This is a genomic window from Bacillus sp. LL01, assembly GCF_001037965.1.
This window is the reverse complement of the sequence record NZ_LFEL01000001.1, coordinates 919,571-943,725: the sequence shown is the minus strand read 5'-3', so window position 1 is coordinate 943,725 and position 24,155 is coordinate 919,571. Positions and strand designations below refer to the sequence as shown.

24 protein-coding genes are annotated in these 24,155 nt (G+C 40.4%); 18 read left to right on the top strand and 6 right to left on the bottom strand.

What is annotated here, in order from left to right; genetic code table 11:
• Positions 1-94: 94 nt before the first annotated feature.
• Positions 95-841 carry a VrrA/YqfQ family protein gene (gene vrrA, locus AB685_RS04815; RefSeq protein WP_053073725.1) on the bottom strand — a complete coding sequence of 249 codons (747 nt, stop codon included), beginning with the start codon at positions 839-841 and terminating at the stop codon, positions 95-97.
• Positions 842-1,172: 331 nt separating this feature from the next.
• Between vrrA and AB685_RS04810 the strand changes: the two genes are divergently transcribed.
• Together AB685_RS04810 and AB685_RS04805 are read left to right on the top strand one after the other, a co-directional pair.
• Positions 1,173-2,480 carry a DEAD/DEAH box helicase gene (locus AB685_RS04810; RefSeq protein WP_047969356.1) on the top strand — a complete coding sequence of 436 codons (1,308 nt, stop codon included), beginning with the start codon at positions 1,173-1,175 and terminating at the stop codon, positions 2,478-2,480.
• 84 nt (positions 2,481-2,564) lie between these two features.
• Positions 2,565-3,452: a deoxyribonuclease IV gene (locus AB685_RS04805; protein WP_277814274.1), complete on the top strand. Its 888-nt coding sequence runs from the start codon at positions 2,565-2,567 to the stop codon at positions 3,450-3,452.
• Between the two features lie 39 nt (positions 3,453-3,491).
• Here AB685_RS04805 and AB685_RS04800 read toward each other — a convergent pair whose 3' ends face one another.
• Complete coding sequence (locus AB685_RS04800) at positions 3,492-3,749, bottom strand: DUF2624 domain-containing protein (RefSeq protein ID WP_241773242.1); 258 nt, start codon at positions 3,747-3,749, stop codon at positions 3,492-3,494.
• A gap of 143 nt (positions 3,750-3,892) precedes the next feature.
• Here AB685_RS04800 and AB685_RS29665 point away from each other — a divergent pair, with 143 nt between their 5' ends.
• The 5 genes from AB685_RS29665 to AB685_RS31205 all read left to right on the top strand — a co-directional run bounded on the left by AB685_RS29665 (position 3,893) and on the right by AB685_RS31205 (position 7,757).
• Entirely contained in the window at positions 3,893-5,302 is a 1,410-nt protein-coding gene (locus AB685_RS29665) for an ATP-binding protein (RefSeq protein WP_053073724.1), read from the top strand.
• A gap of 147 nt (positions 5,303-5,449) precedes the next feature.
• Positions 5,450-6,226, top strand: a complete 777-nt coding sequence (locus AB685_RS04790) for a metal ABC transporter ATP-binding protein (RefSeq protein WP_047969355.1) — start codon at positions 5,450-5,452, stop codon at positions 6,224-6,226.
• Complete coding sequence (locus AB685_RS04785) at positions 6,226-7,065, top strand: metal ABC transporter permease (protein WP_047969354.1); 840 nt, start codon at positions 6,226-6,228, stop codon at positions 7,063-7,065. The genes AB685_RS04790 and AB685_RS04785 overlap by 1 nt, the downstream gene beginning before the upstream one ends.
• Positions 7,062-7,472, top strand: a complete 411-nt coding sequence (locus AB685_RS04780; protein ID WP_047969353.1) for a Fur family transcriptional regulator — start codon at positions 7,062-7,064, stop codon at positions 7,470-7,472. Before AB685_RS04785 ends, AB685_RS04780 begins: the two co-directional genes overlap by 4 nt.
• Before the next feature lie 120 nt (positions 7,473-7,592).
• A complete protein-coding gene (locus AB685_RS31205) occupies positions 7,593-7,757 on the top strand; it encodes a hypothetical protein (protein ID WP_157860699.1) in 165 nt (54 codons plus the stop codon).
• 60 nt (positions 7,758-7,817) lie between these two features.
• On the opposite strand, the gene AB685_RS04775 is transcribed toward AB685_RS31205, so the two are convergent.
• The gene (locus tag AB685_RS04775; protein WP_198530453.1) at positions 7,818-8,396 is read right to left on the bottom strand and encodes a hypothetical protein; all 579 of its coding nucleotides are present in this window, start codon (positions 8,394-8,396) and stop codon (positions 7,818-7,820) included.
• A 185-nt stretch (positions 8,397-8,581) separates the two neighbouring features.
• Between AB685_RS04775 and AB685_RS04770 the strand changes: the two genes are divergently transcribed.
• Positions 8,582-8,995, top strand: a complete 414-nt coding sequence (locus AB685_RS04770; RefSeq protein ID WP_047969351.1) for a DUF4190 domain-containing protein — start codon at positions 8,582-8,584, stop codon at positions 8,993-8,995.
• A 269-nt stretch (positions 8,996-9,264) separates the two neighbouring features.
• Here AB685_RS04770 and ispG read toward each other — a convergent pair whose 3' ends face one another.
• The 3 genes from ispG to AB685_RS04755 all read right to left on the bottom strand — a co-directional run bounded on the left by ispG (position 9,265) and on the right by AB685_RS04755 (position 11,789).
• On the bottom strand, positions 9,265-10,377 hold the full coding sequence (gene ispG, locus AB685_RS04765; RefSeq protein WP_047969350.1) for a flavodoxin-dependent (E)-4-hydroxy-3-methylbut-2-enyl-diphosphate synthase: 1,113 nt from the start codon (positions 10,375-10,377) through the stop codon (positions 9,265-9,267).
• A 156-nt stretch (positions 10,378-10,533) separates the two neighbouring features.
• Entirely contained in the window at positions 10,534-10,884 is a 351-nt protein-coding gene (locus AB685_RS04760; RefSeq protein ID WP_047969349.1) for a hypothetical protein, read from the bottom strand.
• A 113-nt stretch (positions 10,885-10,997) separates the two neighbouring features.
• A complete protein-coding gene (locus AB685_RS04755; RefSeq protein WP_047969348.1) occupies positions 10,998-11,789 on the bottom strand; it encodes a DUF1189 domain-containing protein in 792 nt (263 codons plus the stop codon).
• A gap of 239 nt (positions 11,790-12,028) precedes the next feature.
• Here AB685_RS04755 and AB685_RS04750 point away from each other — a divergent pair, with 239 nt between their 5' ends.
• The 10 genes from AB685_RS04750 to pstB all read left to right on the top strand — a co-directional run bounded on the left by AB685_RS04750 (position 12,029) and on the right by pstB (position 24,134).
• Positions 12,029-13,669, top strand: coding sequence for a Na/Pi cotransporter family protein (locus tag AB685_RS04750; RefSeq protein WP_082153498.1), 1,641 nt, complete (start codon positions 12,029-12,031; stop codon positions 13,667-13,669).
• A gap of 70 nt (positions 13,670-13,739) precedes the next feature.
• Positions 13,740-14,219 carry a DUF456 family protein gene (locus tag AB685_RS04745; protein WP_047969346.1) on the top strand — a complete coding sequence of 160 codons (480 nt, stop codon included), beginning with the start codon at positions 13,740-13,742 and terminating at the stop codon, positions 14,217-14,219.
• A gap of 124 nt (positions 14,220-14,343) precedes the next feature.
• Entirely contained in the window at positions 14,344-15,303 is a 960-nt protein-coding gene (gene pfkA, locus AB685_RS04740; protein WP_047969345.1) for a 6-phosphofructokinase, read from the top strand.
• A 165-nt stretch (positions 15,304-15,468) separates the two neighbouring features.
• Positions 15,469-16,077 carry a superoxide dismutase gene (locus AB685_RS04735; protein WP_047969344.1) on the top strand — a complete coding sequence of 203 codons (609 nt, stop codon included), beginning with the start codon at positions 15,469-15,471 and terminating at the stop codon, positions 16,075-16,077.
• 293 nt (positions 16,078-16,370) lie between these two features.
• Positions 16,371-17,654 (top strand): MFS transporter, encoded by a 1,284-nt coding sequence (locus AB685_RS04730; protein WP_047969752.1) that lies wholly within the window; start codon positions 16,371-16,373, stop codon positions 17,652-17,654.
• Between the two features lie 311 nt (positions 17,655-17,965).
• Positions 17,966-20,137: a penicillin-binding protein 2 gene (locus tag AB685_RS04720; RefSeq protein ID WP_047969342.1), complete on the top strand. Its 2,172-nt coding sequence runs from the start codon at positions 17,966-17,968 to the stop codon at positions 20,135-20,137.
• 242 nt (positions 20,138-20,379) lie between these two features.
• Positions 20,380-21,351, top strand: coding sequence for a PstS family phosphate ABC transporter substrate-binding protein (locus AB685_RS04715; RefSeq protein WP_047969341.1), 972 nt, complete (start codon positions 20,380-20,382; stop codon positions 21,349-21,351).
• A 94-nt stretch (positions 21,352-21,445) separates the two neighbouring features.
• Positions 21,446-22,405: a phosphate ABC transporter permease subunit PstC gene (pstC, locus tag AB685_RS04710; RefSeq protein WP_047969340.1), complete on the top strand. Its 960-nt coding sequence runs from the start codon at positions 21,446-21,448 to the stop codon at positions 22,403-22,405.
• A gap of 1 nt (position 22,406) precedes the next feature.
• Complete coding sequence (pstA, locus tag AB685_RS04705; protein WP_047969339.1) at positions 22,407-23,291, top strand: phosphate ABC transporter permease PstA; 885 nt, start codon at positions 22,407-22,409, stop codon at positions 23,289-23,291.
• A gap of 18 nt (positions 23,292-23,309) precedes the next feature.
• Complete coding sequence (pstB, locus tag AB685_RS04700) at positions 23,310-24,134, top strand: phosphate ABC transporter ATP-binding protein PstB (RefSeq protein WP_047969338.1); 825 nt, start codon at positions 23,310-23,312, stop codon at positions 24,132-24,134.
• Positions 24,135-24,155: the final 21 nt, after the last annotated feature.

Here is a 24,155-nt window from a genome sequence, read left to right as displayed (position 1 = left end):
AAATCAATTGAGAGAGTGATAAACACTCTCTCACTACTTACCACTTATTATAATATAGAATGGAGGGTTAGTACAAAAGAAGATATTAGGAACTTCAGATATAAAGCTTTGGAGCGGAACTTCCTTTAGGTTTTTCTTCGACCTCTGCTGTTTCAGCTTTGGGTTTCTTTCCCATTTTTTTTATTTTTATCACATCTTCACCAAGGTCGTTTGAAACTTTTGACACCTTTACTTCGGTACCCTCATCTGTTGTTTCCTCCGTGGAAGTGTCTTGTGTGTCATCGTCTGTATCATCCACATTTTTTAATTCACTATAAAGCTTGATCATGGCAGGTACATTTCTCACAAGAGGTCCATATTGCTGAACCATCGGCATGACACCTTCAGCCATTTTTAAAGCTTTTTGAACATTACCCAGCATGCCTGTCAAATTATTGGGATTAATGAGCTGTTGAAGAGTACCGGCATTGGCCAGCTGTCCAAGCCCTCCTCTTGCTCCTGTATTAGCTGCCATCTGTCCAAGGCCGCCACCCATATTTCCAATGCCCCTAGCCCCTGTTCTTCCTAAAAGTCTGGCAAGCAGCCCTCCGCCGCCTCCATTATTTCCACCCATCCCCATACCTATTCCTCTGCCTGCTCCACCCATAAATGGAGAAGGGTTTCTCATCATCATGGAATTGGGCATGTTGGACATATTTCTCATGTTCGGATTGGGCATATTAAACATATTGAACATATTATTCGGTGGTTGCTGCCTAAATGGAGAGGGGCCCATGTGGAAAGGTGATTGTCGCATAGGCTGATGCATAGGTGACATAGATCGATTTGGTCCAAAAAACATGGTAATCCTCCTTTCTTCCGTATCAGTAATCGCTTTATTAAAAGCTTTTGTAATCAATTTCGGTCACTTACCAAGGGATAAACAAGATGGAAAAGCGCCTAATCTTTTCTGGTCTCCTATAATTTATGCGAATAGTGCTTGGCATGTTTATTGTCTGAAAAGAATGGGCACAACCGTAGTGTAGCCAAAATGGGAAAACTGCTTTATAATAGTGGTTTGGGGTTAAAATGAACGTATAGGACACACATAACTCATCAATATAAAATAGAAACTTTAAAATAATGACATAGATTCATATTCCATGCATGATTTTAAATGTGGAGGTAAATAGATGAATACAACGTTTGAAAAATTCAAAGTAAAACCGTTTATTTTGGAAGCGGTAAAAGAACTTCGTTTTCAAAAACCGACAGAAGTTCAAGAGAGAATGATTCCATCTCTATTGAATGGAGAAAGTGCCATTGGGCAGTCACAAACAGGGACTGGGAAAACCCATGCCTACCTGATTCCGATTCTAAGCAAAATAGATCCATCCGTGCAGGAAGTACAAGCGGTCATCACAGCGCCAACAAGAGAGCTTGCAAATCAGATCTATCAAGAAGTACTGAAGATCACTAAATTCTGTACAGAGGAAGAGATGATTACAGCACGCTGCTATATCGGGGGAACTGACAAGCAACGAACCATTGATCGTTTGAAGCAGCAACCACATATCGTTGTTGGTACACCAGGGCGTATCAAAGACTTAATGGTGGAAAATGCACTATTGGTTCATACAGCAAAAACAATTGTCGTGGATGAAGCGGATCTTATGCTTGATATGGGATTCATTGAGGATATTGATAAGGTTGCAGCAGCAATGCCGAAAAATTTGCAGATAATGGTATTTTCTGCGACAATTCCGGAAAAATTGAAGCCATTCTTACGCAAATATATGGAAAATCCGAGATATACACATGTTGCCCCTAAACAGGTAACAGCAGCTAAAATCAAGCATCTATTGATTCCGATTAAATCAAAAGCCAAGACAAAACTTTTGCATGATGTACTCGTAAGATACAATCCGTTTTTAGCTATTGTGTTTACAAACACAAAGAAAAAAGCGGATGAAGTGGCAGACAGCTTATTGGAGCAGGGGCTTAAAGTTGGAAGAATTCATGGGGACCTTACTCCTCGTGACCGTAAAAAGATGATGAAGCAGATCAACGAATTGGAGTATCAATACGTTGTAGCAACTGATTTGGCTTCCAGAGGGATTGATATTGAAGGGGTAAGCCATGTCATCAACTACGAGCTTCCGTCAGACCTGGACTTCTATGTTCACCGTGTAGGGCGTACAGCCCGTGCTGATTATTCAGGAAATGCCATTACACTATATGAACCAACAGACGAAAATGCTTTGGCTCAGATTGAAAAATTAGGCATTGAATTCACTCAAATGGATCTGAAGAACGGTGAACTCGTGGAAATTGGTCCGCGTAACAAACGTCAAAACCGCAAAAAACAGATCAACGAGATTGATGTAGCAGCAAAAACGTCCGTTAAAAAATCATCAAAAGTAAAGCCTGGATATAAAAAGAAACACAAATACGAGGTAGAGCAATTCAAGAAAAGACAACGCCGCCTGAAAAAGAGATAATAAGAGCACTTGGATAACCTTTCACGGCATCCTTATGTTAAAATAAAGACTGATTTTAAAAGAGGTGATGTTGTGGAAAACTTACTGATTGGCTCTCATGTATCAATGAGTGGAAAAAAGATGCTATTGGCAGCGAGTGAAGAGGCGGCATCTTACGGATCGAACGTATTCATGATCTACACAGGTGCCCCTCAGAATACACGAAGAAAAAAAATCGAAGACCTGAATATCGAAGCGGGCCTTGCACATATGAAAGAGCATGGACTAAAGGAAATAATTGTACACGCTCCATATATCATCAACATAGGCAATTCACAAAAGCCGGAAACATTCGAGCTTGGTGTGAATTTCCTGGCTGAAGAAGTCAGAAGGACAGAGGCGATAGGTGCAAAGCAGATTGTCTTGCATCCTGGTGCCCATGTAGGTGCTGGTACGGAAGTCGGCATACCGCAAATCATCAAAGGATTGAACGAAGCGCTGACGAAAGAGCAGAATGTCCAGATTGCATTGGAAACAATGGCAGGGAAGGGTTCGGAATGTGGCCGTACCTTTGAAGAGTTGGCTGCTATCATTGATGGGGTACACCTGAACGAAAAGCTTTCAATATGCTTGGATACATGTCACGTTCATGATGCAGGGTATGATATTGTGAATGATTTTGATGGGGTACTGAAACAGTTTGATGACATCATCGGATTGGATCGTCTGAAAGTCCTTCATATCAATGACAGTAAAAACGTATGCGGTGCTGGTAAAGACCGTCACGAGAACATCGGATTTGGTCATATCGGATTTGATGCCATCAATTACATTATCCATCATGATCAACTAAAGCATATTCCTAAAATATTGGAGACGCCTTATGTCGGGGAAGATAAAAAAGATCGAAAGCCGCCATATAAGCACGAAATTTCCATGCTAAAAAGCAAGCAGTTTGATGAGGAATTGTTAAATAAGATTACGAACGACTAAAAGTCAGAAGCCAGGAAGCAGGCTCCTGACTTCTTTTTTTTACTTGGTAAATTCCAAAAAGAGCTGATTCACTTTTTTGGCCGTTTCATGTCCAGTAATCTTTGCGACTTCCTTCATCAACTGGATCCTTTCGGATGTGTTGAATACATTCACTTTTTTGGATTGCAACAGTGTAGAGATTTTTTTTGCTTGATCGGGTGTCAATGAAATATTATACTCCCCACTGTACTTCATTAACTCATCTGCTGAAATGTTATGGAGCTTTTTATTGACGATTTGCTGATAGATATTCATCATATTATCCCTCCCATAGTAGCCTATGATAAAAAAACAAAAAGGCTACCTTTACGAAATAATATGACAAAGGTTGGGAAATTATTGTATAATTGAAATATTCCATAAACGAATGATATTCAAAGGGGTAACAAGGGGGAGTCACCTTGTCGTTTATAATAGATGAGAAAGAACAGGATATTTTTCAACATTTAAATTCAGATCTAAGGATTATAGTTAATGCGAATGGTTTTATTGAAGAATGGAATGAAAGGGCAAGCACGTTTCTTTCATCACTGGAGGAAGACCGTTCTTTTTTTCTTGGTTTTTCATCGAGCTATCGCCATGAGGTTTATACATATCTGCAGGATATTACGGAAGCAGAAGGGAAAATTGTAAAGAGAATACTCTTTCATCGAATAAATGGCAGCTACTTTGAAGTGGTTTATACCGGTGTACTTTCTGGAGAGCGAATCTACCTATTAGGTCATGTCATTGAAAACAACGACACTTCCGTTGTCCTCCCACTGCATTATGGGACCATTGAACAATCCTTAAAGGTCAATGAATTTATGACCCATTCATTGGACATTGCCATATTAGTAATAACAAAGGGTGGGAAAATAGAGTATATCAATAAGCGCTGCTTGACTTTATTGGAGTTGGATGTGGATGAAGACTACCTAAATCTTGATTTCGATGAAATAATTACTCCCGTCTTCTTGAAGGAAAAATTATTTGAAATTTATGAAGAGGTATTGGCCAACAAAAAGTTCAAAGAGCGTATCTGCTATGATGATGAAATGCTTTATCAGATCCAAGGAATTCATTTTGAACGTTCTGAGAAGGTATTCTTTATTATCCATGACCGTTCCTATCAACAGAAGTTTGAGAACCTTCTCATCTACAAACAACAGATGGAGTCCGTTTCCCAGATTTCTGCTGGGATGGCACATGAGTTAAGGAATCCATTGTCTGTCATCAAGGGTTTCATTCAGCTTTCCCAAATTACAAACAACTGGAGCAAATACTACGATACGATTATGGCGGAAATAAATCGGATGAATTCCATCATTGAGGATTTTTTATCTGTTTCCAGAAAAAAAGTGAAAAAACAGCTCATACAGCCACAAGCCATTTTGCAATCATTGGTATATATTTTTCAATCCGAATGTCTCTTACATAATATAGATTTTGACTTTGAAATTGATGATGTAGATAAATATGTAAACGTCAATGAAGCCATGATCAAACAGGTCATGCTAAACTTCCTGCGTAATGCTATCGAGGCTTATCATGCAGAACAGAGGAACAAGCTGTTTCTGCTACGAGCCAAGAAAGTTGATTCTTTTTATGAAATAACGGTCATTGATAACGGGAAGGGGATGGCTGAGGATATATTAGAACGTGTAGGAAAACCTTTCTTTACGACTAAGGAGAAAGGGAATGGCCTTGGGATTCCGCTTTGTAAAAAAATCATTGAAGACCATGATGGGGAATTATTTATTGATAGTAAAGTGGGAGAAGGGTCGACCTTTTGTTATCGATTACCACTACTTGAGGAAAAGCCTGAATAGGGCTTTTTTGTTTTAAAAAGCCGTTGATTTCCGTATGAAACACTACCTTCAGACAGTGCGCTTATATTTACTTTTGCTCCAGGCTGATGTATACTAATCTATTGTTATAAAATCGTAATGATTCTTATCTTTTAAGGTGTGATGAACATGGAAAATGTATTGGAAATCAAAGGTCTTTCGTTTAAATATGAAAAAGAAAATGTTATCGAAAATATTAATTTGGTCATCCCAAAAGGTGCGTTCCTAGGACTGGTAGGACCGAATGGCTCAGGCAAGTCTACACTATTGAAGTGTATTCTTGGGCTTTTGCGTCCACAAAGGGGAACCATTGAGCTTTTCGGTAAAGATATTCGAAAGTTTAAGGAGAGGAATAAAATCGGATTTGTCTCACAAAAAGCCAATAGCTTCAATTCCGGCTTTCCTGCTACAGTCTTTGAAGTTGTATCAACAGGACTTGTTTCAAAGGTAGGCTTGTTCCGATTCTTCAATAAACAGCATAAAATGCAGGTATTGGAAGCGATCAAGTCGGTAGGAATGGAGGATTTCACGGATAGGAATATTGGGGACCTATCCGGTGGACAACAGCAGCGTGTCTTTATTGCACGTGCTCTAGTCAGTGAACCTCAACTTCTTATCCTGGATGAGCCAACTGTAGGAGTGGATATCAAGAATGTACAGAATTTCTATTCGATGCTGGCTCACTTAAATAAAAGGCTAGGTATCACCCTGATATTGGTTACCCATGATGTTGGGACAATTACCGAAAAAGTGACACATGTAGCTTGCTTGAATAAAAATCTACATTTCCACGGTGTGACAGATGAATTTGAAAAGTTGCGTACAAATGACCTTTCCCAATTTTACGGACATGATGTGCACGTTTTAAGTCATGATCACCATCACCATGATGGAGGGCATATGTGATGATTTCAGCTTTTATGCAATTCGAGTTTTTAAGAAATGCGTTTTATACAGGAATTCTTATCGGATTTCTTGCACCTTTGCTAGGAGTATTTGTCGTGGTAAGAAGACTTTCCCTTATTGCAGATGCTTTAAGCCATGTCACTTTGGCGGGGATAGCGGCGAGCCTGCTTGTTGAGAAGAGGTTCGGTTTGATGGTCGGTGTGAGCCCGATTTATTTCGGGATGGCCTTTTCTGTGACAGGTGCCCTTTTTATTGAAAAGTTGCGCGGTGTCTATAAACACTATCAAGAATTGGCGATACCGATAATCCTTTCCTCCGGGATTGGGTTAGGGGTAATTTTCATTTCATTGGCGGATGGATTTAATACAGACTTATTCAATTTCCTTTTCGGAAGTGTCAGTGCCGTTACAAGAGCTGATTTCTGGACTGTGCTAATTGTCTCGGTCGGAGTGATCATCACAATAGTAATTTTTTATAAGGAGTTATTCGTTCTGTCTTTTGATGAAGAACATGCAAAGGTTTCAGGTGTGAATGCACGTTTGTTTCATTTGATATTTATCGTCATGGTGGCCCTCGTCATTGCAGCATCGATGCGAATTGTGGGAATTCTTCTCGTTTCTTCTCTTATGACTCTGCCGGTTGCAGCTAGCATGAGATTGAGCAGGGGATTCAAACAAACCATTCTATTAGCGATTCTGTTCGGAGAAATAGCCGTGATTGGAGGTTTGATTTCCTCGTTCTATCTGGATCTGGCTCCGGGAGGAACAATTGTCATCATCTCGGTGCTGATTTTGGTCATCACCATTCTTTGGAATAAAGTTAGGGGTGGAAATAAATGAATGTTTCACAGGCATTGACTCTAATGAAAAACAAGGGGTATAAGTACACAGGTAAAAGGCAGGAAATGCTCGAGCTGTTCGCTACTGAGGATAAGTATTTGACGGCAAAAGACGTTTTGGACTCGATGAAGGATAACTATCCTGGGTTAAGCTTTGATACTATTTACCGTAATCTTGCCGTGTTTGTGGATTTGGGTATATTGGAAAGTACAGAACTATCCGGTGAAAAGCACTTCCGCTTTACATGTTCAACCAAGCACCACCATCATCATTTCATTTGCATGCTGTGCGGAAAGACAAAGGAAATAGAGACTTGTCCAATGCAGAATTTGGAAGAAGACTTGAAAGGTTATGACGTAACAGGACACAAGTTTGAAATCTATGGCAAATGTCCGGAGTGTGTCTAAGTAACAATTTTCTGATTATCCCATATATATAGGTATTACCACCTATTTTCTTTGTGTGCCCTCTGAAAATGGATGGTTGTACACGAACCATGTTCTAAAAGTTGCGTAAGGGTGTATGAGATGACAGCAGAGAGTGAACAGCTTTCCACGTTAAGAAGAGAAGAACTTGTAGACATAATGAAACTGGTCAAAGATATGGGAACAAACAAGAAAGATATCAGCACAGAGGACTTTGTGAAGGCTATTGAGTTGCATCTGTTGCGTGCAATGGCAAGATCTAAATAGAAAAAGAGGCTGTCCGGAATCATGAACCATAGATTTCCGGGCAGCCTCTTTCTTATTCATCTATGTAACACTTATTTTTTGAAGCAATAATTGCACTTTGTGGTCTGCTTCCAACCAGTTGGAAACTCTGTGTACATTGGAAGGGACAGGTTCTCTGTTATATGGTGTATCAAACAAAATAACGGGAATCCCACATTCTTCGCTGATATCACAGGCGTTATCGTGCTTGTCTTCGAAAAACAGCTCAATTTCATGTTTTTTGACTGCGGCAATTTTATTATGGGTTCCAATCAATTCGAGATGGTCATAGTCAATTTTCTGCTGTGCAAACCAGTTACTGGTTACATCCATAAGGTGATTTCTGCGTGCGCTGATAAAGTAGAGGTCAAATTCATTTTTCCACCTCTGGACAACCTCTTTGGCCCCTTTTGCAAGAGGTGCATCTTTGTAGATGATGGGTTCCATTTCGTCCATCCATTTCCAGAAACCATCTTCATCCAATCCCATTAAAGGGGTAAGGTCATATTGCGTCATATCTTCGAGCGTAATGTTTTTATTTAACGTCTTGTTAATAAAAGGTACAAAAGTTGTGGGGCAAGTTAATGTCCCGTCAATGTCGATTCCAAATCTTTTTCGCATAATTGCCTCCAGTCGTCCGAGTCATTGTTTCATTTTATCATATTTTGTCCAGATTTCAGATATTTTTGGAGCTAGTTTTTGGGAAATGGGGGGCAAAACTTAACAAAGTTTGACACCCATTATTTTCGGTTTGCTTGTTCATACTAATAAATGCTCCTAACTTCCTACGAAAGCGAGGGATACGAATGGCAAGTGAATTTGAGAAAAACGAAGAGAAACTTGACCGTTTTGATTCAGACTTGGCTTATGAAGAACCTCATGTTTCTAGAGCGAAGGGACATCGGGACTTTTTAGAAGAGCATGCTGCTGAAGTGGCTGCAGTGCCTCCTGTTGTAAAATCGGATAGAAGCAGGGAAAGAGAAGCGATTTTTGAAGAAGAGCGCAGTGACGTAATGGGTATGAGTGGACGAGGATTAGGGATTCTGGGGTTAGCCTTATCCATCCTTTCCTTGTTCTTTCTGCCAATCATTATGGGAGCTGCCGGTATTATCGTCGGTTTTATTGCCCGTAAACGTGGGGCAGCAGGGTTAGGAGCATGGGCGATCGGAATCGGTATCGTTTCCATCGTTGTTGGGATTTTTGTTCTTCCATTGTTTTAACACCACCAAGGACTGGTGAGGGCAACCTCACCAGTTTCATTGTTTGAAAAGGCTCTTTTAAACGCCGCTGCTGATTTCCGCAATAGGCTTCGCTTATCCAGAGGGCGACCTTGAGCCTCCTCGTTTCACTGCGGGGTCTCAAGATTGTCGCTACCCCCCCCGCTGGAGTCTACGCCTTTTGCTACAATCAGCAGCTAGAAACTAGTCATAATCAAAAACCAACATTAACAAAGCAAAGTGAAAAGAAAAAAGCTTGGCACCAATTGGTGTCAAGCCTTTGCTTTTTCTGCTTCTGCTGCTTGATTTGCAAAGTATTCTTCTGCAATCTTATCAATTTCTTTTTTTAATTCTTCAACCATGGTTGCTTCCGGTACTTTACGTACAATTTCACCTTTTCGGAATAGCAATCCTTCATTTCGGGCACCGGCGATACCGATATCCGCTTCACGAGCTTCTCCCGGACCGTTTACCGCACAACCAAGTACAGCTACTTTGATTGGTGCTTTTATGGTGGAAATGTATTCTTCCACTTCATTAGCAATACTAATCAGGTCGATTTCAATACGTCCACATGTAGGGCAGGAAATCAACGTTGCCGCATTTGAAGATAAACCGAATGATTTCAGTAGCTCACGTGCGACTTTCACTTCCTCAACAGGGTCGGCACTTAAGGAAATACGCAGTGTATTTCCGATTCCTTTGCTTAAAACCGCTCCTAAACCTGCAGCACTTTTAACCGTACCGGCGAAAAGGGTACCTGACTCGGTAATGCCTAAATGTAATGGATAATCAAAAGCTTTTGCCGCTTTTTCATATGCTTCAATGGCTAAATTTACATCAGATGCCTTCATCGACACGATAATATCGTGGAAATCAAGGTCCTCCAATATTTTAATATGGTGAAGTGCACTTTCCACCATTCCATCAGCTGTTGGATAGCCGTATTTCTCGATAATTCGCTTCTCAAGGGAGCCAGCGTTCACTCCAATACGGATCGGAATGCCTTTTTCCTTACACGCTCTAACCACCGCTTCCACTTTCTCGCGGCGACCGATATTCCCCGGATTGATTCGGATTTTGTCAGCTCCACCTTCAATAGCCTTCAAAGCTAACTTATAGTCAAAATGAATGTCCACTACAAGTGGGATATTGATTTGTCGTTTTATATCAGCGATGGCATTAGCAGCACGTTCGTCAGGACATGCAACACGGATAACCTGGCATCCGGCCTCTTCCAAACGTTTGATCTCTGCAACTGTTGCCTCCACATCATGAGTCTTCGTGGTAGTCATACTTTGGATAAATAATTCATTGCTTCCGCCGATAGTCAGTTCTCCAACCTTTACAGGACGAGTTTTTGTACGATGTATAATTTCATTCACGAGTGAATCGCTCCTTTAGGAATGATCTACAGATCAAAACATCTTTCTTTCATCAGATTAACTTTAAATCAAAGAAAAAGCTAGCATTATCCACTAACTCCCAACATATTTTAACAATCGTCACTACTTCTGACAAGTGAAAAAGTTTCCTGTTACTCAGTAGACAGGAAACTTGTAGGTTTTACCTATTTGAATTTTCTCCGGTTTCATTCCTTCATTCATTTGCTCGAAGTCCACCACCAGCTGTGTAATGGAAACAGGTATTGGCTTATTGGCAATTTTCTCTGCTATCGTCAAAACGGTATCGCCGGCCTTGACTTCCACTTCTATGTACATTTTGTCACTGGAACTTTGATTAAAGGTTTCCGTTTCGGTTTCTGTATGGTCCGTTGTAGGAACAACTGCTGTTGCAGGAGTGGCAGGTTCTGGAATGGTGCCTGCGGATAAGTCGTAATAGATGCTGTATATGGTGATGAAGATTAATGCTACAACGAATAGACGGATCATTTTTCTTCCTCCTTGATATGTCCAAGCTTTCTATCACTATATGACTGTTCAAGAAGAGTATGACAAAAAAACACCGACAATATTTGCAAAAGGGTGTCGGTGTTTTAGTAAGATTAATTATCTGTTTGTGGAGGTACAGGTTTCTTCACTTTCACTTCCTTGATGATCAGGTAGAGCATAAAGAGGCTAACTCCAAAACTTAACAATGTTGATAAAGGCAAAGTGATTCTAGATGCTTGTAAAATCGCAAATATTAAAGTTGGAAGGGTAACAGCATAGGCCGATAAAATCCAAGTATGACGATATTGTAATTTGTTTCGTTTAAGTGTGTTTTTGAGAAACAATCCGAATAAGGCCAATATGGTAATTTGAATAAACTTGGTAGCAGTGAAGAACAAATATCCTAATAGAAGGAGAATGGTAATGATAATCGGAAACGAAGTGCCAACTGAATCCATGAATGAAATCAGGTCATCTTTTGTTACTTCCGTTCCTTGGAAATCACTTAATGGGACAAAGTCTGTTGTACCTGCTCCTTTGAAGATGATCTCTTTTGATTGGATCGCGATAACTTCTTCATAGGAACTGATCTCATTCAAAGACAATTCGTTGTCCGGGTCCAAAATGATGGTAAAGCCACCCTCTTCTGAAATAAATGGGTCTTCTATATCTGCAAAGAATTCGCCGTTTTGAATATAGAAGTCCGGAGTTTCGTTCTGCAGGAATTCATCCGTACTTTTCACTAAATTCACTGCACTTGTTCCAAAAGTGACAAACAAGGGAATAGAAGTAATGAGAACGAGCAAAAATACGTACAGGATGGTTTTACCTATTCCTTGAAAGCGGAAGGAGGCCATAGCTTTCGGGGAGTAAAGGCTTTTTACAAATTGTGAGAAAATGTTCAATCCTATCAGTCCTTTTATTGATGTAATATGCCAATTTCATGTTACCTTATTTTGGGTATGTAAACAATATTAAGTTACCTAATAGATGTGTTTGTAAATTTCAAGTTACAGTTTGTAAAGATAATGTAAATTTATCAGAAAGACTATTTACAATAGAACGCTTTTAGGTTAATAATTGTACTTGGTTTTGTAGATTTTTGTCGATATTATTAAGTCTTTTGATTAAGGGGTTGGAAGTATTGGACTTGGATGTTCAAAAGGTCATATTTGAATTTATAGGTGGTCTGGGTATTTTCCTTTTCGGGATTAAATACATGGGTGACGGACTGCAAAAATCAGCTGGTGAAAAGCTGAGGGATATCTTGGATAGATTTACAACGAATCCATTTATGGGTGTTTTGGCAGGTATATTTGTTACGATACTTTTACAAACCAGTACAGGAACGACGGTTCTAACAATTGGCCTTGTAAATGCAGGTTTCATGACCCTTCGCCAGGCTATCGGAGTTATCATGGGAGCAAATATTGGTACAACAGTTACAGCCTTTATTATCGGAATTAAGATTTCCGATTATGCACTTCCCATCATAGCGGTCGGTGCAGTGCTCTTGTTCTTCTTTAAGAGTAAAAAGGCATATTATATAGGACAGGTTATCTTTGGTTTCGGTGCTTTGTTCTTAGGACTAAAAATCATGGGTGATGGCTTGAAACCATTAACAGGTTTACAAGCGTTTTATGATCTGACAGTATCTATGAGTGAAAATCCAATTCTTGGGGTAGTTATCGGAACAGTATTTACAGTGGTAGTACAGAGTTCAAGTGCAACTATAGGGGTGCTTCAGGAACTGTTTGGGCAAGGGGCACTATCTTTAAAGGCAGCATTACCAGTATTGTTTGGCGATAATATTGGAACAACGATTACGGCCGTCCTTGCGTCCATTGGTGCGTCAGTAGCAGCAAGAAGAGCAGCACTAACACATGTAATCTTCAACCTGATTGGTGCAACAATAATTTTGATTATTATCGTACCTTTTACAAATTTGATTGCATACATTCAGGACTCTCTAGGTTTGAATCCGGAAATGACGATTGCCTTCGCACATGGTATATTCAACGTTTCCAACGTGTTTATCCAATTTCCGTTCATTGCCTTGTTAGCGATAATTGTTACCAAGCTAATTCCGGGTAATGATAGTGCAATTGAATACAAAGCAAAACATCTAGACCCTATATTCATCCAACAATCTCCTTCTCTGGCACTAAGCCAAGCGAAAGAAGAAGTACTCAGAATGGGTGAACTTGCTATTGTTGGACTTGAGGAAACACATAAATATTTGAAGACCGGAACACCAAAGCATTCGGAAGTTGCTTATCAACTAGAAGATGCTGTAAATAACCTGGATCGAAAAATTACAGACTACTTAGTGAAACTATCTTCAAGTTCCTTATCCGATAATGAGTCGGAAGAACATTCATCCTTGATGGATTCTGTAAGGGATATCGAGAGAATTGGAGACCACTTCGAAAATATTGTTGAATTGGTGGACTATCAAATCTCCAATAAAGTAAAGCTGACTGATTCCGCAGATGAAGATCTGGATGAAATGTACACACTCACAGTTACTGCTGTAAAAGAAGCGATTGAATCTTTACGAACAAACAATAAAGAGCTTGCAAATGACGTAAAACTTAAAGAGGACCGTATCGATAAGATGGAACGTACCCTACGCAAAAAACATATCCTTCGATTAAATGAAGGGTTATGTACAGGTCAAGCAGGTATCGTATTTGTCGATATTGTAAGTAACCTGGAGCGTATTGGTGACCACGCAGTAAATATTGCAGAAGCGGTATTGGGCGAAGATCACGGAACTTTATAAGAAAGAACAGCGTATAATTAGAACCAGACTCTTTAAGGGTCTGGTTTTTTTGAAATAGGGAGGTTAACTGATGGAAATAGTTTATTGGATTATTATCATTGCATTATTTGTCATTTCATTTGTAGGACTCGTCTATCCGATTATCCCTAGTGTTCTGTTTCTCGTAGGAGGATTTTTGTTATATGGTGTATTTTTCTCTTTTGAAGAACTAACTTTTCTATTTTGGGCCATTACCATCCTATTTGTCATATTGTTGTTTTTAGCCGATTATTTTGCCAATCTCTTAGGGGTGAAAAAATTTGGAGGTAGCAATGCCTCCATCTGGGGAAGCACAATAGGATTATTGATAGGTCCTTTTGTCATTCCGGTAGCAGGTATCATCCTTGGTCCGTTTCTGGGTGCTATCATTGGAGAGCTTCTGTTTAAAAGAAATAATTGGAAAGCTTCGGTGAAAGCAGGTTTCGGCTCGGTAGTAGGTTTATTTAGCAGTGCGCTTGTGAAAGGTATCATCCAGGCCGTTATGATTATCGTTTTCTTTATTTTCATCTGATCATTTTTGCATATCATTGGATTAGAGCGGTAATGGAATGGTTTAATAAGGATATACTAAAAGTGTTTCAAATGGGTGTTTGAGTGAAATAGCAATGATTGATACATAAAAAGGAGGGCTTTGATTGAAAACGATTGGTGTCTTAACTAGTGGAGGCGACTCGCCTGGAATGAATGCAGCTGTTCGTGCAGTCGTAAGAAAGGCGATTTATCACAATTTGAATGTCTATGGTATCTACCAGGGGTACGCAGGTCTCATGGCAGGTAATATTAAAAAATTGGAGCTTGGCTCTGTAGGTGATATCATTCACCGTGGAGGAACTGTCCTATATACTGCCAGAAGTGAAGAGTTCAAGACGATTGAGGGTCAGAAACAAGGTATTGAACAGCTGAAAAAACATGGTATTGAAGGTCTGGTTATTATCGGAGGAGATGGCTCTTACCGTGGGGCACAGAAGCTGACAGAACATGGTTTTCCTTGCATCGGGCTTCCGGGCACCATTGATAATGATATTGCCGGAACTGACTATACTATAGGTTTTAATACAGCGCTTCATACGGTTATTGACGCAATCGATAAAATAAGAGACACAGCAACCTCTCATGAACGTACCTTTATTATAGAAGTAATGGGGCGCCATGCTGGTGATATCGCATTATGGGCAGGGCTTGCAGGTGGAGCGGAAACCATCCTCATTCCGGAGATCGACTTCAAGCTCGAAGACGTGGTTGGTCGAATTAAGAGCGGTCAAAAGCGTGGGAAAAAGCATACCATCATCGTGTTGGCGGAAGGCGTAAGCAGCGGAATGGATTTTGCCAAACTGATTGAAAAAGAAACACAATTGGAAACACGAGTATCTGTACTTGGTCATATACAAAGAGGCGGAACACCAACTGCATTCGACCGTGTCCTTTCAAGCCGGCTAGGTGGCCGTGCTGTTGAACTGCTGATGGAGGGGAAAGCTGGAAGAGCTGTGGGAATGGAGAAGAATCAGATTGTGGACTATTCCTTTGATGAGGTCTTTTCGATGCCGCATAAGATTGATGAGAGTATGTACAGATTGTCGCAGGAGCTATCCATATAATTTCATCAGACGAATTATTATTTGATGAGTAGTATAAATATTTGCAACAGTGCAAGCAGATTAATTGAAAGATTGTACAAGTTTTGGTAATCTGAAACTAACGGATCAAAAAGGTACAACTTTTTTGGTTCAATTTTAATACATAAAAATTAGGAGGAGATAATTATGGCATACGAACTACCACAATTACCTTATGCATACGACGCATTGGAGCCTCACATCGACAAAGAAACAATGAACATTCACCACACGAAGCACCACAATACTTACGTTACAGGTATCAACGCTGCTTTGGAAGGTCAAGCGGAACTTCAAGGCAAAAGTGTTGAAGAGTTAATATCCAACATGGACGCTGTTCCTGAAAACATCAAAACTCCAGTTCGCAACCACGGTGGTGGCCACGCGAATCACAGCCTATTCTGGAACATTCTGACTCCAGGTGGCGCTACTTCTCCAAACGGCGAATTGGCTGACGCTTTAACAAGCAAGTTTGGAAGCTTTGACAACTTCAAAGATGAGTTTGCAAAAGCTGCAGCTACTCGTTTCGGATCCGGTTGGGCTTGGTTAGTTGTAAACAACGGTGAACTTGAAATCACAAGCACACCAAACCAGGACTCTCCATTAATGGAAGGTAAGACTCCGGTTCTTGGCCTTGATGTTTGGGAGCATGCTTACTACCTAAACTACCAAAACCGTCGCCCTGACTACATCAACGCATTCTTTAACGTAATTAACTGGGATGTAGTTGGAAAGCTTTACAACGAAGCTAAATAATTTAACCAAAACTCTCATCCTTAAATGGATGGGAGTTTTTATTTTTAAATTGATTTATAGCTGATGATTGGAGCAAAAGGCGAAGACTCCTGCGGGGGAGTAACGGTTGCTTGAGACCCGCAAGCGTTGTGAGGAGGCTCAAGCATCGTCCCGCGGAAAGCGAAGCCTTTTGCGGAAAGCATCAGCGGTGTACTGCAGTCCCTTTCATGTGGATTCACCCAACCAAAAAATCAAAGTACATAACTCCCACTCCTTTAAGCCACAATAAACGTAGATAAAGGAGCGGGGTAATGATGGCAGCTTTAAAAAAACTAATTGGTGATGTAGAAGTCAACAAAGATCTGTTGTTACTCTTAATCATTGGCGGACTTTATTCGCTGAGCATCGCCTTATCCAATACATTTGTAAATGTTTACTTATGGAAGCAGTCAGGGGAATTCAGTGATCTGGGCTTCTACAATTTAGCAATTGTTGTGTTCCAGCCATTGACATTTATTCTTGCGGGAAGATGGGCGAAAAAAATCGATCGAGTCATTGTGCTACGTTTAGGTGTTGTATTCTTAGCACTTTTTTATTTGTTTGTTTTATTTATCGCCGACAAGGCATCGACATACCTACTGATGCTCGGGGCGTTACTCGGAATAGGATATGGATTTTACTGGCTGGCTTTTAATGTGTTGACCTTTGAAATTACAGAACCTGAAACAAGGGATTTCTTTAATGGCTTTCTAGGTATTTTAACTTCAGTAGGGGGAATGATCGGTCCGTTTGCTGCAGGTTATATCATTTCCACCTTGGAAAAGTTCACAGGGTACACGGTTATTTTCACCATTTCTCTTTTTCTGTTCTTTGTGGCAGTAATTTTAAGCCTATTTCTGAAAAGGCGTGGAGCAGAAGGGAGATATGAACTTCGCCGCATTTTTCAAGAAAGAAAGAACAATGATAATTGGAGATACATAACAAATGCACATTTTTTTCAAGGATTACGGGAAGGGACATTTCTCTTTGCAGTATCTGTTCTGGTGTTTATTACGACGAACAGTGAGATGGCACTCGGAACGTTCGGACTTCTTAATTCAGCGGTTGCCTTTGTATGCTATTACCTAGCAACAAGGCTGATCAAAAAAGAGTACAGAAAAAAAGCGATTTTGGTTGGAGGACTGATTCTGTACGGAGCGATTTTCTTTCTCATTTTTGATTTAACCTATACGAAGCTTCTATTTTATGCAGTGACAATTGCCATCGCTTACCCACTTCTTCTGGTGCCGTATGTTTCGTTAACCTATGATGTAATTGGACGTGGATGGAAAGCGGGGGAAATGCGCATTGAGTATATTGTCGTTAGAGAAGTCTTTCTGAACATGGGACGAGCTGCCTCTATCATTCTTTTTTTGATTGCCGTAATTTTTTTCGATACAGACAAAAGTATTCCTGTGCTATTGTGTATTCTTGGGGCTGGGCATGCACTAATCTATCCGTTTGTCCGTAAAGTGGAACTGGATCCTCCGTCTTCGGAAGAAGAGCCTCATCCAATTGTGACAACTTTGCGAGACGGAGAAGGAGAATCGACACCCTAAGAATATTTATTAATAGAAATTCCATGCAATTTCCTATACAATAAGAAGAGACCCAGACACCTAGCCAAGCAAAAGATAGGTGTCTCTTGATTTTTTATGAAAAGGCTCTTAAGTTTAGCTATAGAGTGGATTGAAGCGAAAGGCACTCGACTCAGGCGGGAGGTAGAGGGAAACGGGAGACCCCGCAGGCTTGCCGAGGAGGCTCCCGGCCCTCCCCGCGGAAAGCGAGTGCCTGCAGCGGAAAGTAACGGTCTATCTATAAAGCAAAACCTAAAAAGAGCCATTAAAAATAAAACGAAAAGGTGTAGGGAATGACCAATCAAAAACAAAAAAAGAAAAAGAAGAATTATGTCCCATCCCGATTGAACCTTTTGTTTTTTGCGGTATTCATACTTTTCTCAGCTTTGATCCTAAGACTGGGATTCGTACAGATCGTATTCGGTGAGGATTATCGCAAAGAAGTGGATCGAACGGAAAATGTTACTGTTAACACGCTAGCCCCAAGAGGTAAAATATTTGATCGCTATGAAAATGTGGTGGTTGACAACACCCCGCTGAATGCCATTACATATACAAGAATGCAATCAACCAGTGCAAAGGAACAGCTGGAAGTTGCAAAGAAGCTCTCCGAAATCATCACAATGGATAAGAAGAAAATTCAGGAGCGTGACAGGAAGGATTATTGGATCCTTACCCGTCCTGATGAAGCGGCTGCGCTTATCACAGATGAAGATCGTAAAAAGGTTGCAGATGGAGAAATGGAAGAAAGTGACCTATACAAACTTCAATTGGATAGGATATCAAAAAGTCAATTAGCGGAGCTCACCCAGGAAGATGAAGAGGTACTGGCCATCTTCCGCGAATTTAACAAAGGATATTCACTCACTCCACAAATTGTTAAAAATCAGGATGTGACGGCAAAAGAATTTGCTATGGTTAGTGAAATGCTCTCCAGTCTTCCTGGTGTGGATATTACGACAGACTTTGTCAGAGATCATGTGTACGGCAACACGTTAAGATCCATTTTCGGAAAAGTATCCACTTCGGAAACCGGAATCCCAAGTGAACGGATCGACGAATTCCTTGCTAAAGGCTATAGTAGGAATGACCGTATCGGCATAAGTCAAATTGAAGCACAATATGAAAGTGTATTGCAGGGACAAAAAGCCCGAGTCCGTAATGTAACAGATACTGCAGGAAATCTTCTTCATCAAGAGAAAGTATTTGATGGTTCAAGAGGAAAAGATCTTGTTCTATCCATTGATATGGAATTTCAGCAAAAAGTGGAGGAGATTTTAACAGATGCATTGTTAAGAACGAAACCGAAGGCGGAAGCGAAATATCTGGACAGGGCGTTTGTGGTTGTCATGAACCCGAAAACCGGAGAAGTCCTCTCCCTTGCCGGGAAGCAAATAGTCCTGGAAGATGGAAAGTATGAAGTGCTGGATAATGCGCTTGGAACATTCCAGGAAGCATACGAACCAGGTTCCACTGTCAAGGGAGCGAGTGTTCTTGCAGGTATGGAACATGGAGTAGTGCATAATAACAAGTACTACCATGATGCTCCTGTGTATATCGGGTCACGGGAAAATTTCACTCGTAAAGCCTCCTATGTCAATATGGGAACAATCAATGAGCTTACTGCTCTAGAAAGGTCCTCCAACGTATACATGTTCAATATTGCTTTGGACATAGCGAAAGCAAAATACAGACCATACAATCCATTATTCATTGACCCTGCTGCCTATGATGTGTTCAGAAAATCACTAGCACAGTTCGGGCTTGGTGTGGAAACCGGAATAGATCTTCCAAGGGAATCAGCAGGTGTAATAGGTACTGACATAAGCCTGCCTGGTAAATACTTGGATTTATCGATTGGTCAGTACGATAACTATACCACCCTCCAATTGGCTCAATATGTATCGACTATAGCTAATGGAGGATACCGAATGAAGCCTCAGCTTGTAAGAGAGATCCGTGAACCTTCTCAGGAAGAAGGACTTGGTGCTGTTGCAAGAGGATTCAAGCCTGAAGTGTTGAACCGACTTGAAATGACGGATGACCAGATCAAACGGGTGCAGGAAGGATTTATTCGTGTTTACCACGGTATAGCCGGAACTGCCAAAGGCTCAAAGGTTAAAGAATATAAACCTGCAGGTAAATCCGGTACAGCCGAATCCCCAATTTTTAATATAGTTGGTCAAGATGCAGATGGTAATCCGATTTATGATAAAGTTGAAACCTTGAACTTCAATCTTGTTGGATATGCACCATATGACAATCCGGAAATGGCTTTTGCCATCGTCGTTCCAAAGGCATCCACAAACTTCAGTGTAACCGGTGGTGTTACTACTGAAATAGGCGATGCCGTAATGGAAGCTTATTTTGATCTTAAGCAAAAGCGTGCTCAGGGACAACCGACACTTGAGGAGCAGACGGAAGAAGAAGAGAATCAACAGGAAAACGAAGAAGAAACAGAATAATAGTAAAAAAGCACTCCAGAATGGAGTGCTTTTTCGTGTCTAAAAGACATTATTCTGAATATGCTATAGGAAACAACAACTAAAAACCCCTATCTTTCCCCAAAAACACCCGCAAAAATCGACATTTACAAAACCTTTACACATGATTCATACCCAGTTAACACACAAGTTATATTCTATTACTCGTAGGGCAAGACAAACAGAAACATCAACAAAACAGAAACCTTAGGGGGAATTAAGAAATGAAAAGCTTCAAACGTTTTTTATTACTATCTATCGTTGCATCACTTGCAGTATTCGCTGCAGCTTGTGGGAGCTCAAACAACGGATCTTCAGACGGAGCATCAGCTGAAGGTGGAGAAGAACTTGAAGGTAGTGTAGTTATTGATGGATCTGGTACGGTATATCCTTTCATGTCCGTTATGGCGGAGAAATACATGACAGAAGCTCAAGAAGGTGTTTCTGTTGAAGTAAGTCGAGCTGGTACATCTGCAGGATTCAAAAAATTCCTAGCGGAAAATGGTACAGACTTTAACAATGCTTCTCGCCACATCAAGGACGAAGAGAAAGCACAAGCGGATGAACTTGGCCTTGATGTTCATGAAATGAAAGTCGCTCTTGATGGATTAACAATTGTAATCAACCCAGAAAACGACTGGGCTAAAGAACTTACAGAACAAGAAATCATCGATATCTTCTTAGCAGAAGGAAATAAGAAAAAATGGTCTGACGTACGTCCTGAATTCCCGGATGAAGAAATCAAAACTTACGGACCAAACGAAAACCACGGAACATATGAATTCTTCTGGGAAACTATCCTTGAAGAAAAAGATTTAGCAGAAGGTACAAATTTACAACAAGAATACTCTACACTTGTAGATCTTGTTTCTAAAGATAAAAACGCAATCGGATTCTTCGGTTACGGTTATTATGCAAGCAACACGGACAAATTGACTGCTGTGAATGTTGACTTTGGTAACGGATCTGTAGAACCATCACTTGACACAATTGCTGAAGATGGCGACTATGCAAACTTCACTCGTCCAGTATTCACATATTTGAATAAAGACATGGCAAAAGAAAAGCCACAAGTTTTGGACTATGCAATCTTCACCATGCAAAATGCCCAAACTATTGCGAGTGAAACAGGATTTGCTCCTTTGACAGATGAAGAAATCAAAACGGCAGTAGAAGAGCTTGAAGGATTAAAGTAAGTAACTAGCAGAAGATGAGGAGCTGATGGCTGCTCATCTTCCTCTATGTATATCAACTAATAGGTCTTGGATGGTCCTTGTTATAGGGTGAAGGATGAAAGGGGATTTCAAATTGGCTAATCAGAAAGACAGCATCAATGTAAGAGAGTTGATCAATGAGAAAAAAACCACTCTTAACATAAATAGATTTATTGAAGCTTTCGTGCCAAAGTTTTTGCTGGTAATAGCTACAATATCGATTTTTACAACGCTTGGCATTATTTTTACTTTATTATTTGAAACAGTGGAGTTCTTTAAAAGGGTACCTTTTGTAGAATTCTTTACAGGCACAGTATTAAAACCATTAGGGGAAAATGCTCAATTCGGCGTGCTCCCGTTGTTGACTGGTACACTGATTTCCTCTTTGATTGCAATGGCTGTTGCTATTCCAATCGGATTGATGTCTGCCATTTTCTTAAGTGAATATGCTTCTGATAGAGTTAGAAGAATATTAAAACCAATCTTAGAGGTTCTTGCTGGTATCCCTACAATTGTATATGGATTCTTTGCATTTACCTTTGTAACACCAATATTAAGAGCCATCATTCCTGGATTGGAACCAACCAATATCCTCAGTCCCGGGATAGTGATGGGAATCATGATTATTCCAATGGTTGCCTCCTTATCGGAAGATGCAATGAGTTCTGTTCCTAATGCAATGAGAGAAGGAGCATTAGCACTAGGGTCTACCAAGTTGGAGGTAGCTTGGAAGGTTGTTGTTCCAGCAGCTATGTCGGGAATTATCGCTTCCTTTGTTCTAGGGATTTCCCGTGCAATCGGTGAAACAATGATTGTTACGATTGCAAGCGGAAGTACAAAGAATTTCACGTTTGATGTAACGCAATCTATGCAAACGATGACTGCATACATTGTGGAAGTAACCGGTGGAGATGCACCAGCTGGTTCAACTTTATATTATAGTTTGTATGCTGTAGCGATGACGTTGTTCGTATTCACACTCATCATGAACCTGATCGCTCAGTATATCTCTCGCAAATATAGGGAGGAATATTAAGATGAAGTATGTTGATGCAGTGCAAGTACAAAAGAAAATGAACTCAAGATTGACCGTCAATAACATAGCGAAATCATTATTCTTAATAGCTACATTAATCGGTCTTGTAGTTCTTGTCATATTATTTTACCGTGTTATTTCCCAGAGTATGGGCTGGATTGACCTTCAATTTATTACGAATAAGCTGTCTACCATGGCCGATAGAGCCGGAATCATGGGTGCCATCATGGGGACGCTGTGGCTGATGCTGGTGGTAGCACCTATCACCCTATTTCTGGGAGTTGGAACGGCTATCTATTTAGAAGAGTATGCAAAAAAAGGACGCCTGCAACGTTTTTTACAAATGAACATCTCTAACTTGGCTGGTGTACCTTCCATTGTATTCGGTATCTTGGGACTAACTATTTTTGTAAGAGCAGCTGGACTTGGAAACATTGTTTTAGCCGGTGGTCTTACAATGGCACTATTAGTTCTTCCTATTGTTGTAGTAGCAAGTCAAGAAGCGATTCGATCTGTGCCTGGCTATTTGAGAGAAGCATCCTACGGAATGGGTGCGACGAAATGGCAGACAATCAAGAATATTGTGTTGCCAGCATCATTACCAGGAATTTTAACAGGCGTCATCCTTGCGTTATCCCGTGCTATCGGGGAAACTGCTCCACTAGTTGTATTGGGTATTCCGGCATTATTGATCCCGTTACCTGAAGGGATTTTTGACAAATTCACGGTGCTTCCAATGCAAATTTACTACTGGACCATTGATGCAGCTCTTGTGGCAGAATACGCGAACCTTGCAGCAGCTACTATTGTGGTACTACTTTTCATATTACTTGTCATGAATTCCATTGCGGTTATCATTCGAAATAAATTCCAAAGAAGATTTTAATCATAGGAGGAATCATCTATGCAAATTGCGATACCTGAACGTGAAACGAAGAACAATCCTTCTTCTATAACCATCAATCCAACTGAAAAGAATATAGTTTATCATACAAAAGATTTAAACCTGTGGTACGGAGAAAACCTGGCATTGAAAAACATTAACCTGCCGATTTATGAGAATGAAGTGACGGCAATCATTGGTCCATCCGGTTGCGGTAAGTCCACTTATATCAAAACATTGAACCGTATGGTAGAGATGGTACCAAGTGTTAAAGTGTCAGGAGATATTCTTTATCGGGAGAAAAACATCCTTGCAAAATCTTTTAAAGTGGAAGAGTTAAGAACAAGTGTAGGCATGGTATTCCAAAAGCCTAACCCGTTCCCAAAGTCCATCTATGACAATATTGCTTACGGACCTAGAATCCACGGAATCCGTAACAAGAAAATACTTGATGAAATCGTAGAAAAAAGCTTGCGGGGTGCTGCTATCTGGGATGAGGTCAAGGACCGCTTGAAGGAAAATGCCTATGGACTTTCTGGTGGACAGCAACAACGTTTATGTATTGCAAGATGCCTAGCGATTGAACCGGACGTTATTCTTATGGACGAACCAACTTCCGCGCTTGATCCGATTTCAACATTGAAGGTGGAAGAATTAGTACAGGAATTAAAAAAAGACTACAGCATCGTCATTGTTACACACAACATGCAACAAGCTGCCCGTATTTCAGACAGAACGGCCTTTTTCTTAAATGGGGAAGTAGTGGAATATAGCGCAACAGACAAGCTGTTCTCCAACCCAACGGACAAGCGGACGGAAGACTATATCACTGGACGTTTCGGTTAATCTAAAGACAGAGAGGAAGAG

Coding starts and splice junctions, on each gene's coding strand:
- AB685_RS04785 (WP_047969354.1), top strand. CDS start 6,226: ATGATTTCAGCTTTTATGCAATTCGAGTTTTTAAGAAATGCGTTTTAT.
- pstB (WP_047969338.1), top strand. CDS start 23,310: ATGCAAATTGCGATACCTGAACGTGAAACGAAGAACAATCCTTCTTCT.
- AB685_RS04730 (WP_047969752.1), top strand. CDS start 16,371: ATGGCAGCTTTAAAAAAACTAATTGGTGATGTAGAAGTCAACAAAGAT.
- AB685_RS04715 (WP_047969341.1), top strand. CDS start 20,380: ATGAAAAGCTTCAAACGTTTTTTATTACTATCTATCGTTGCATCACTT.
- AB685_RS04775 (WP_198530453.1), bottom strand. CDS start 8,396: ATGCGAAAAAGATTTGGAATCGACATTGACGGGACATTAACTTGCCCC.
- vrrA (WP_053073725.1), bottom strand. CDS start 841: ATGTTTTTTGGACCAAATCGATCTATGTCACCTATGCATCAGCCTATG.
- AB685_RS04760 (WP_047969349.1), bottom strand. CDS start 10,884: ATGATCCGTCTATTCGTTGTAGCATTAATCTTCATCACCATATACAGC.
- AB685_RS04790 (WP_047969355.1), top strand. CDS start 5,450: ATGGAAAATGTATTGGAAATCAAAGGTCTTTCGTTTAAATATGAAAAA.
- pstC (WP_047969340.1), top strand. CDS start 21,446: ATGAAAGGGGATTTCAAATTGGCTAATCAGAAAGACAGCATCAATGTA.
- AB685_RS04810 (WP_047969356.1), top strand. CDS start 1,173: ATGAATACAACGTTTGAAAAATTCAAAGTAAAACCGTTTATTTTGGAA.
- AB685_RS31205 (WP_157860699.1), top strand. CDS start 7,593: ATGACAGCAGAGAGTGAACAGCTTTCCACGTTAAGAAGAGAAGAACTT.
- AB685_RS04780 (WP_047969353.1), top strand. CDS start 7,062: ATGAATGTTTCACAGGCATTGACTCTAATGAAAAACAAGGGGTATAAG.
- AB685_RS04745 (WP_047969346.1), top strand. CDS start 13,740: ATGGAAATAGTTTATTGGATTATTATCATTGCATTATTTGTCATTTCA.
- AB685_RS04720 (WP_047969342.1), top strand. CDS start 17,966: ATGACCAATCAAAAACAAAAAAAGAAAAAGAAGAATTATGTCCCATCC.
- AB685_RS04800 (WP_241773242.1), bottom strand. CDS start 3,749: ATGATGAATATCTATCAGCAAATCGTCAATAAAAAGCTCCATAACATT.
- AB685_RS04735 (WP_047969344.1), top strand. CDS start 15,469: ATGGCATACGAACTACCACAATTACCTTATGCATACGACGCATTGGAG.
- pstA (WP_047969339.1), top strand. CDS start 22,407: ATGAAGTATGTTGATGCAGTGCAAGTACAAAAGAAAATGAACTCAAGA.
- AB685_RS04770 (WP_047969351.1), top strand. CDS start 8,582: ATGGCAAGTGAATTTGAGAAAAACGAAGAGAAACTTGACCGTTTTGAT.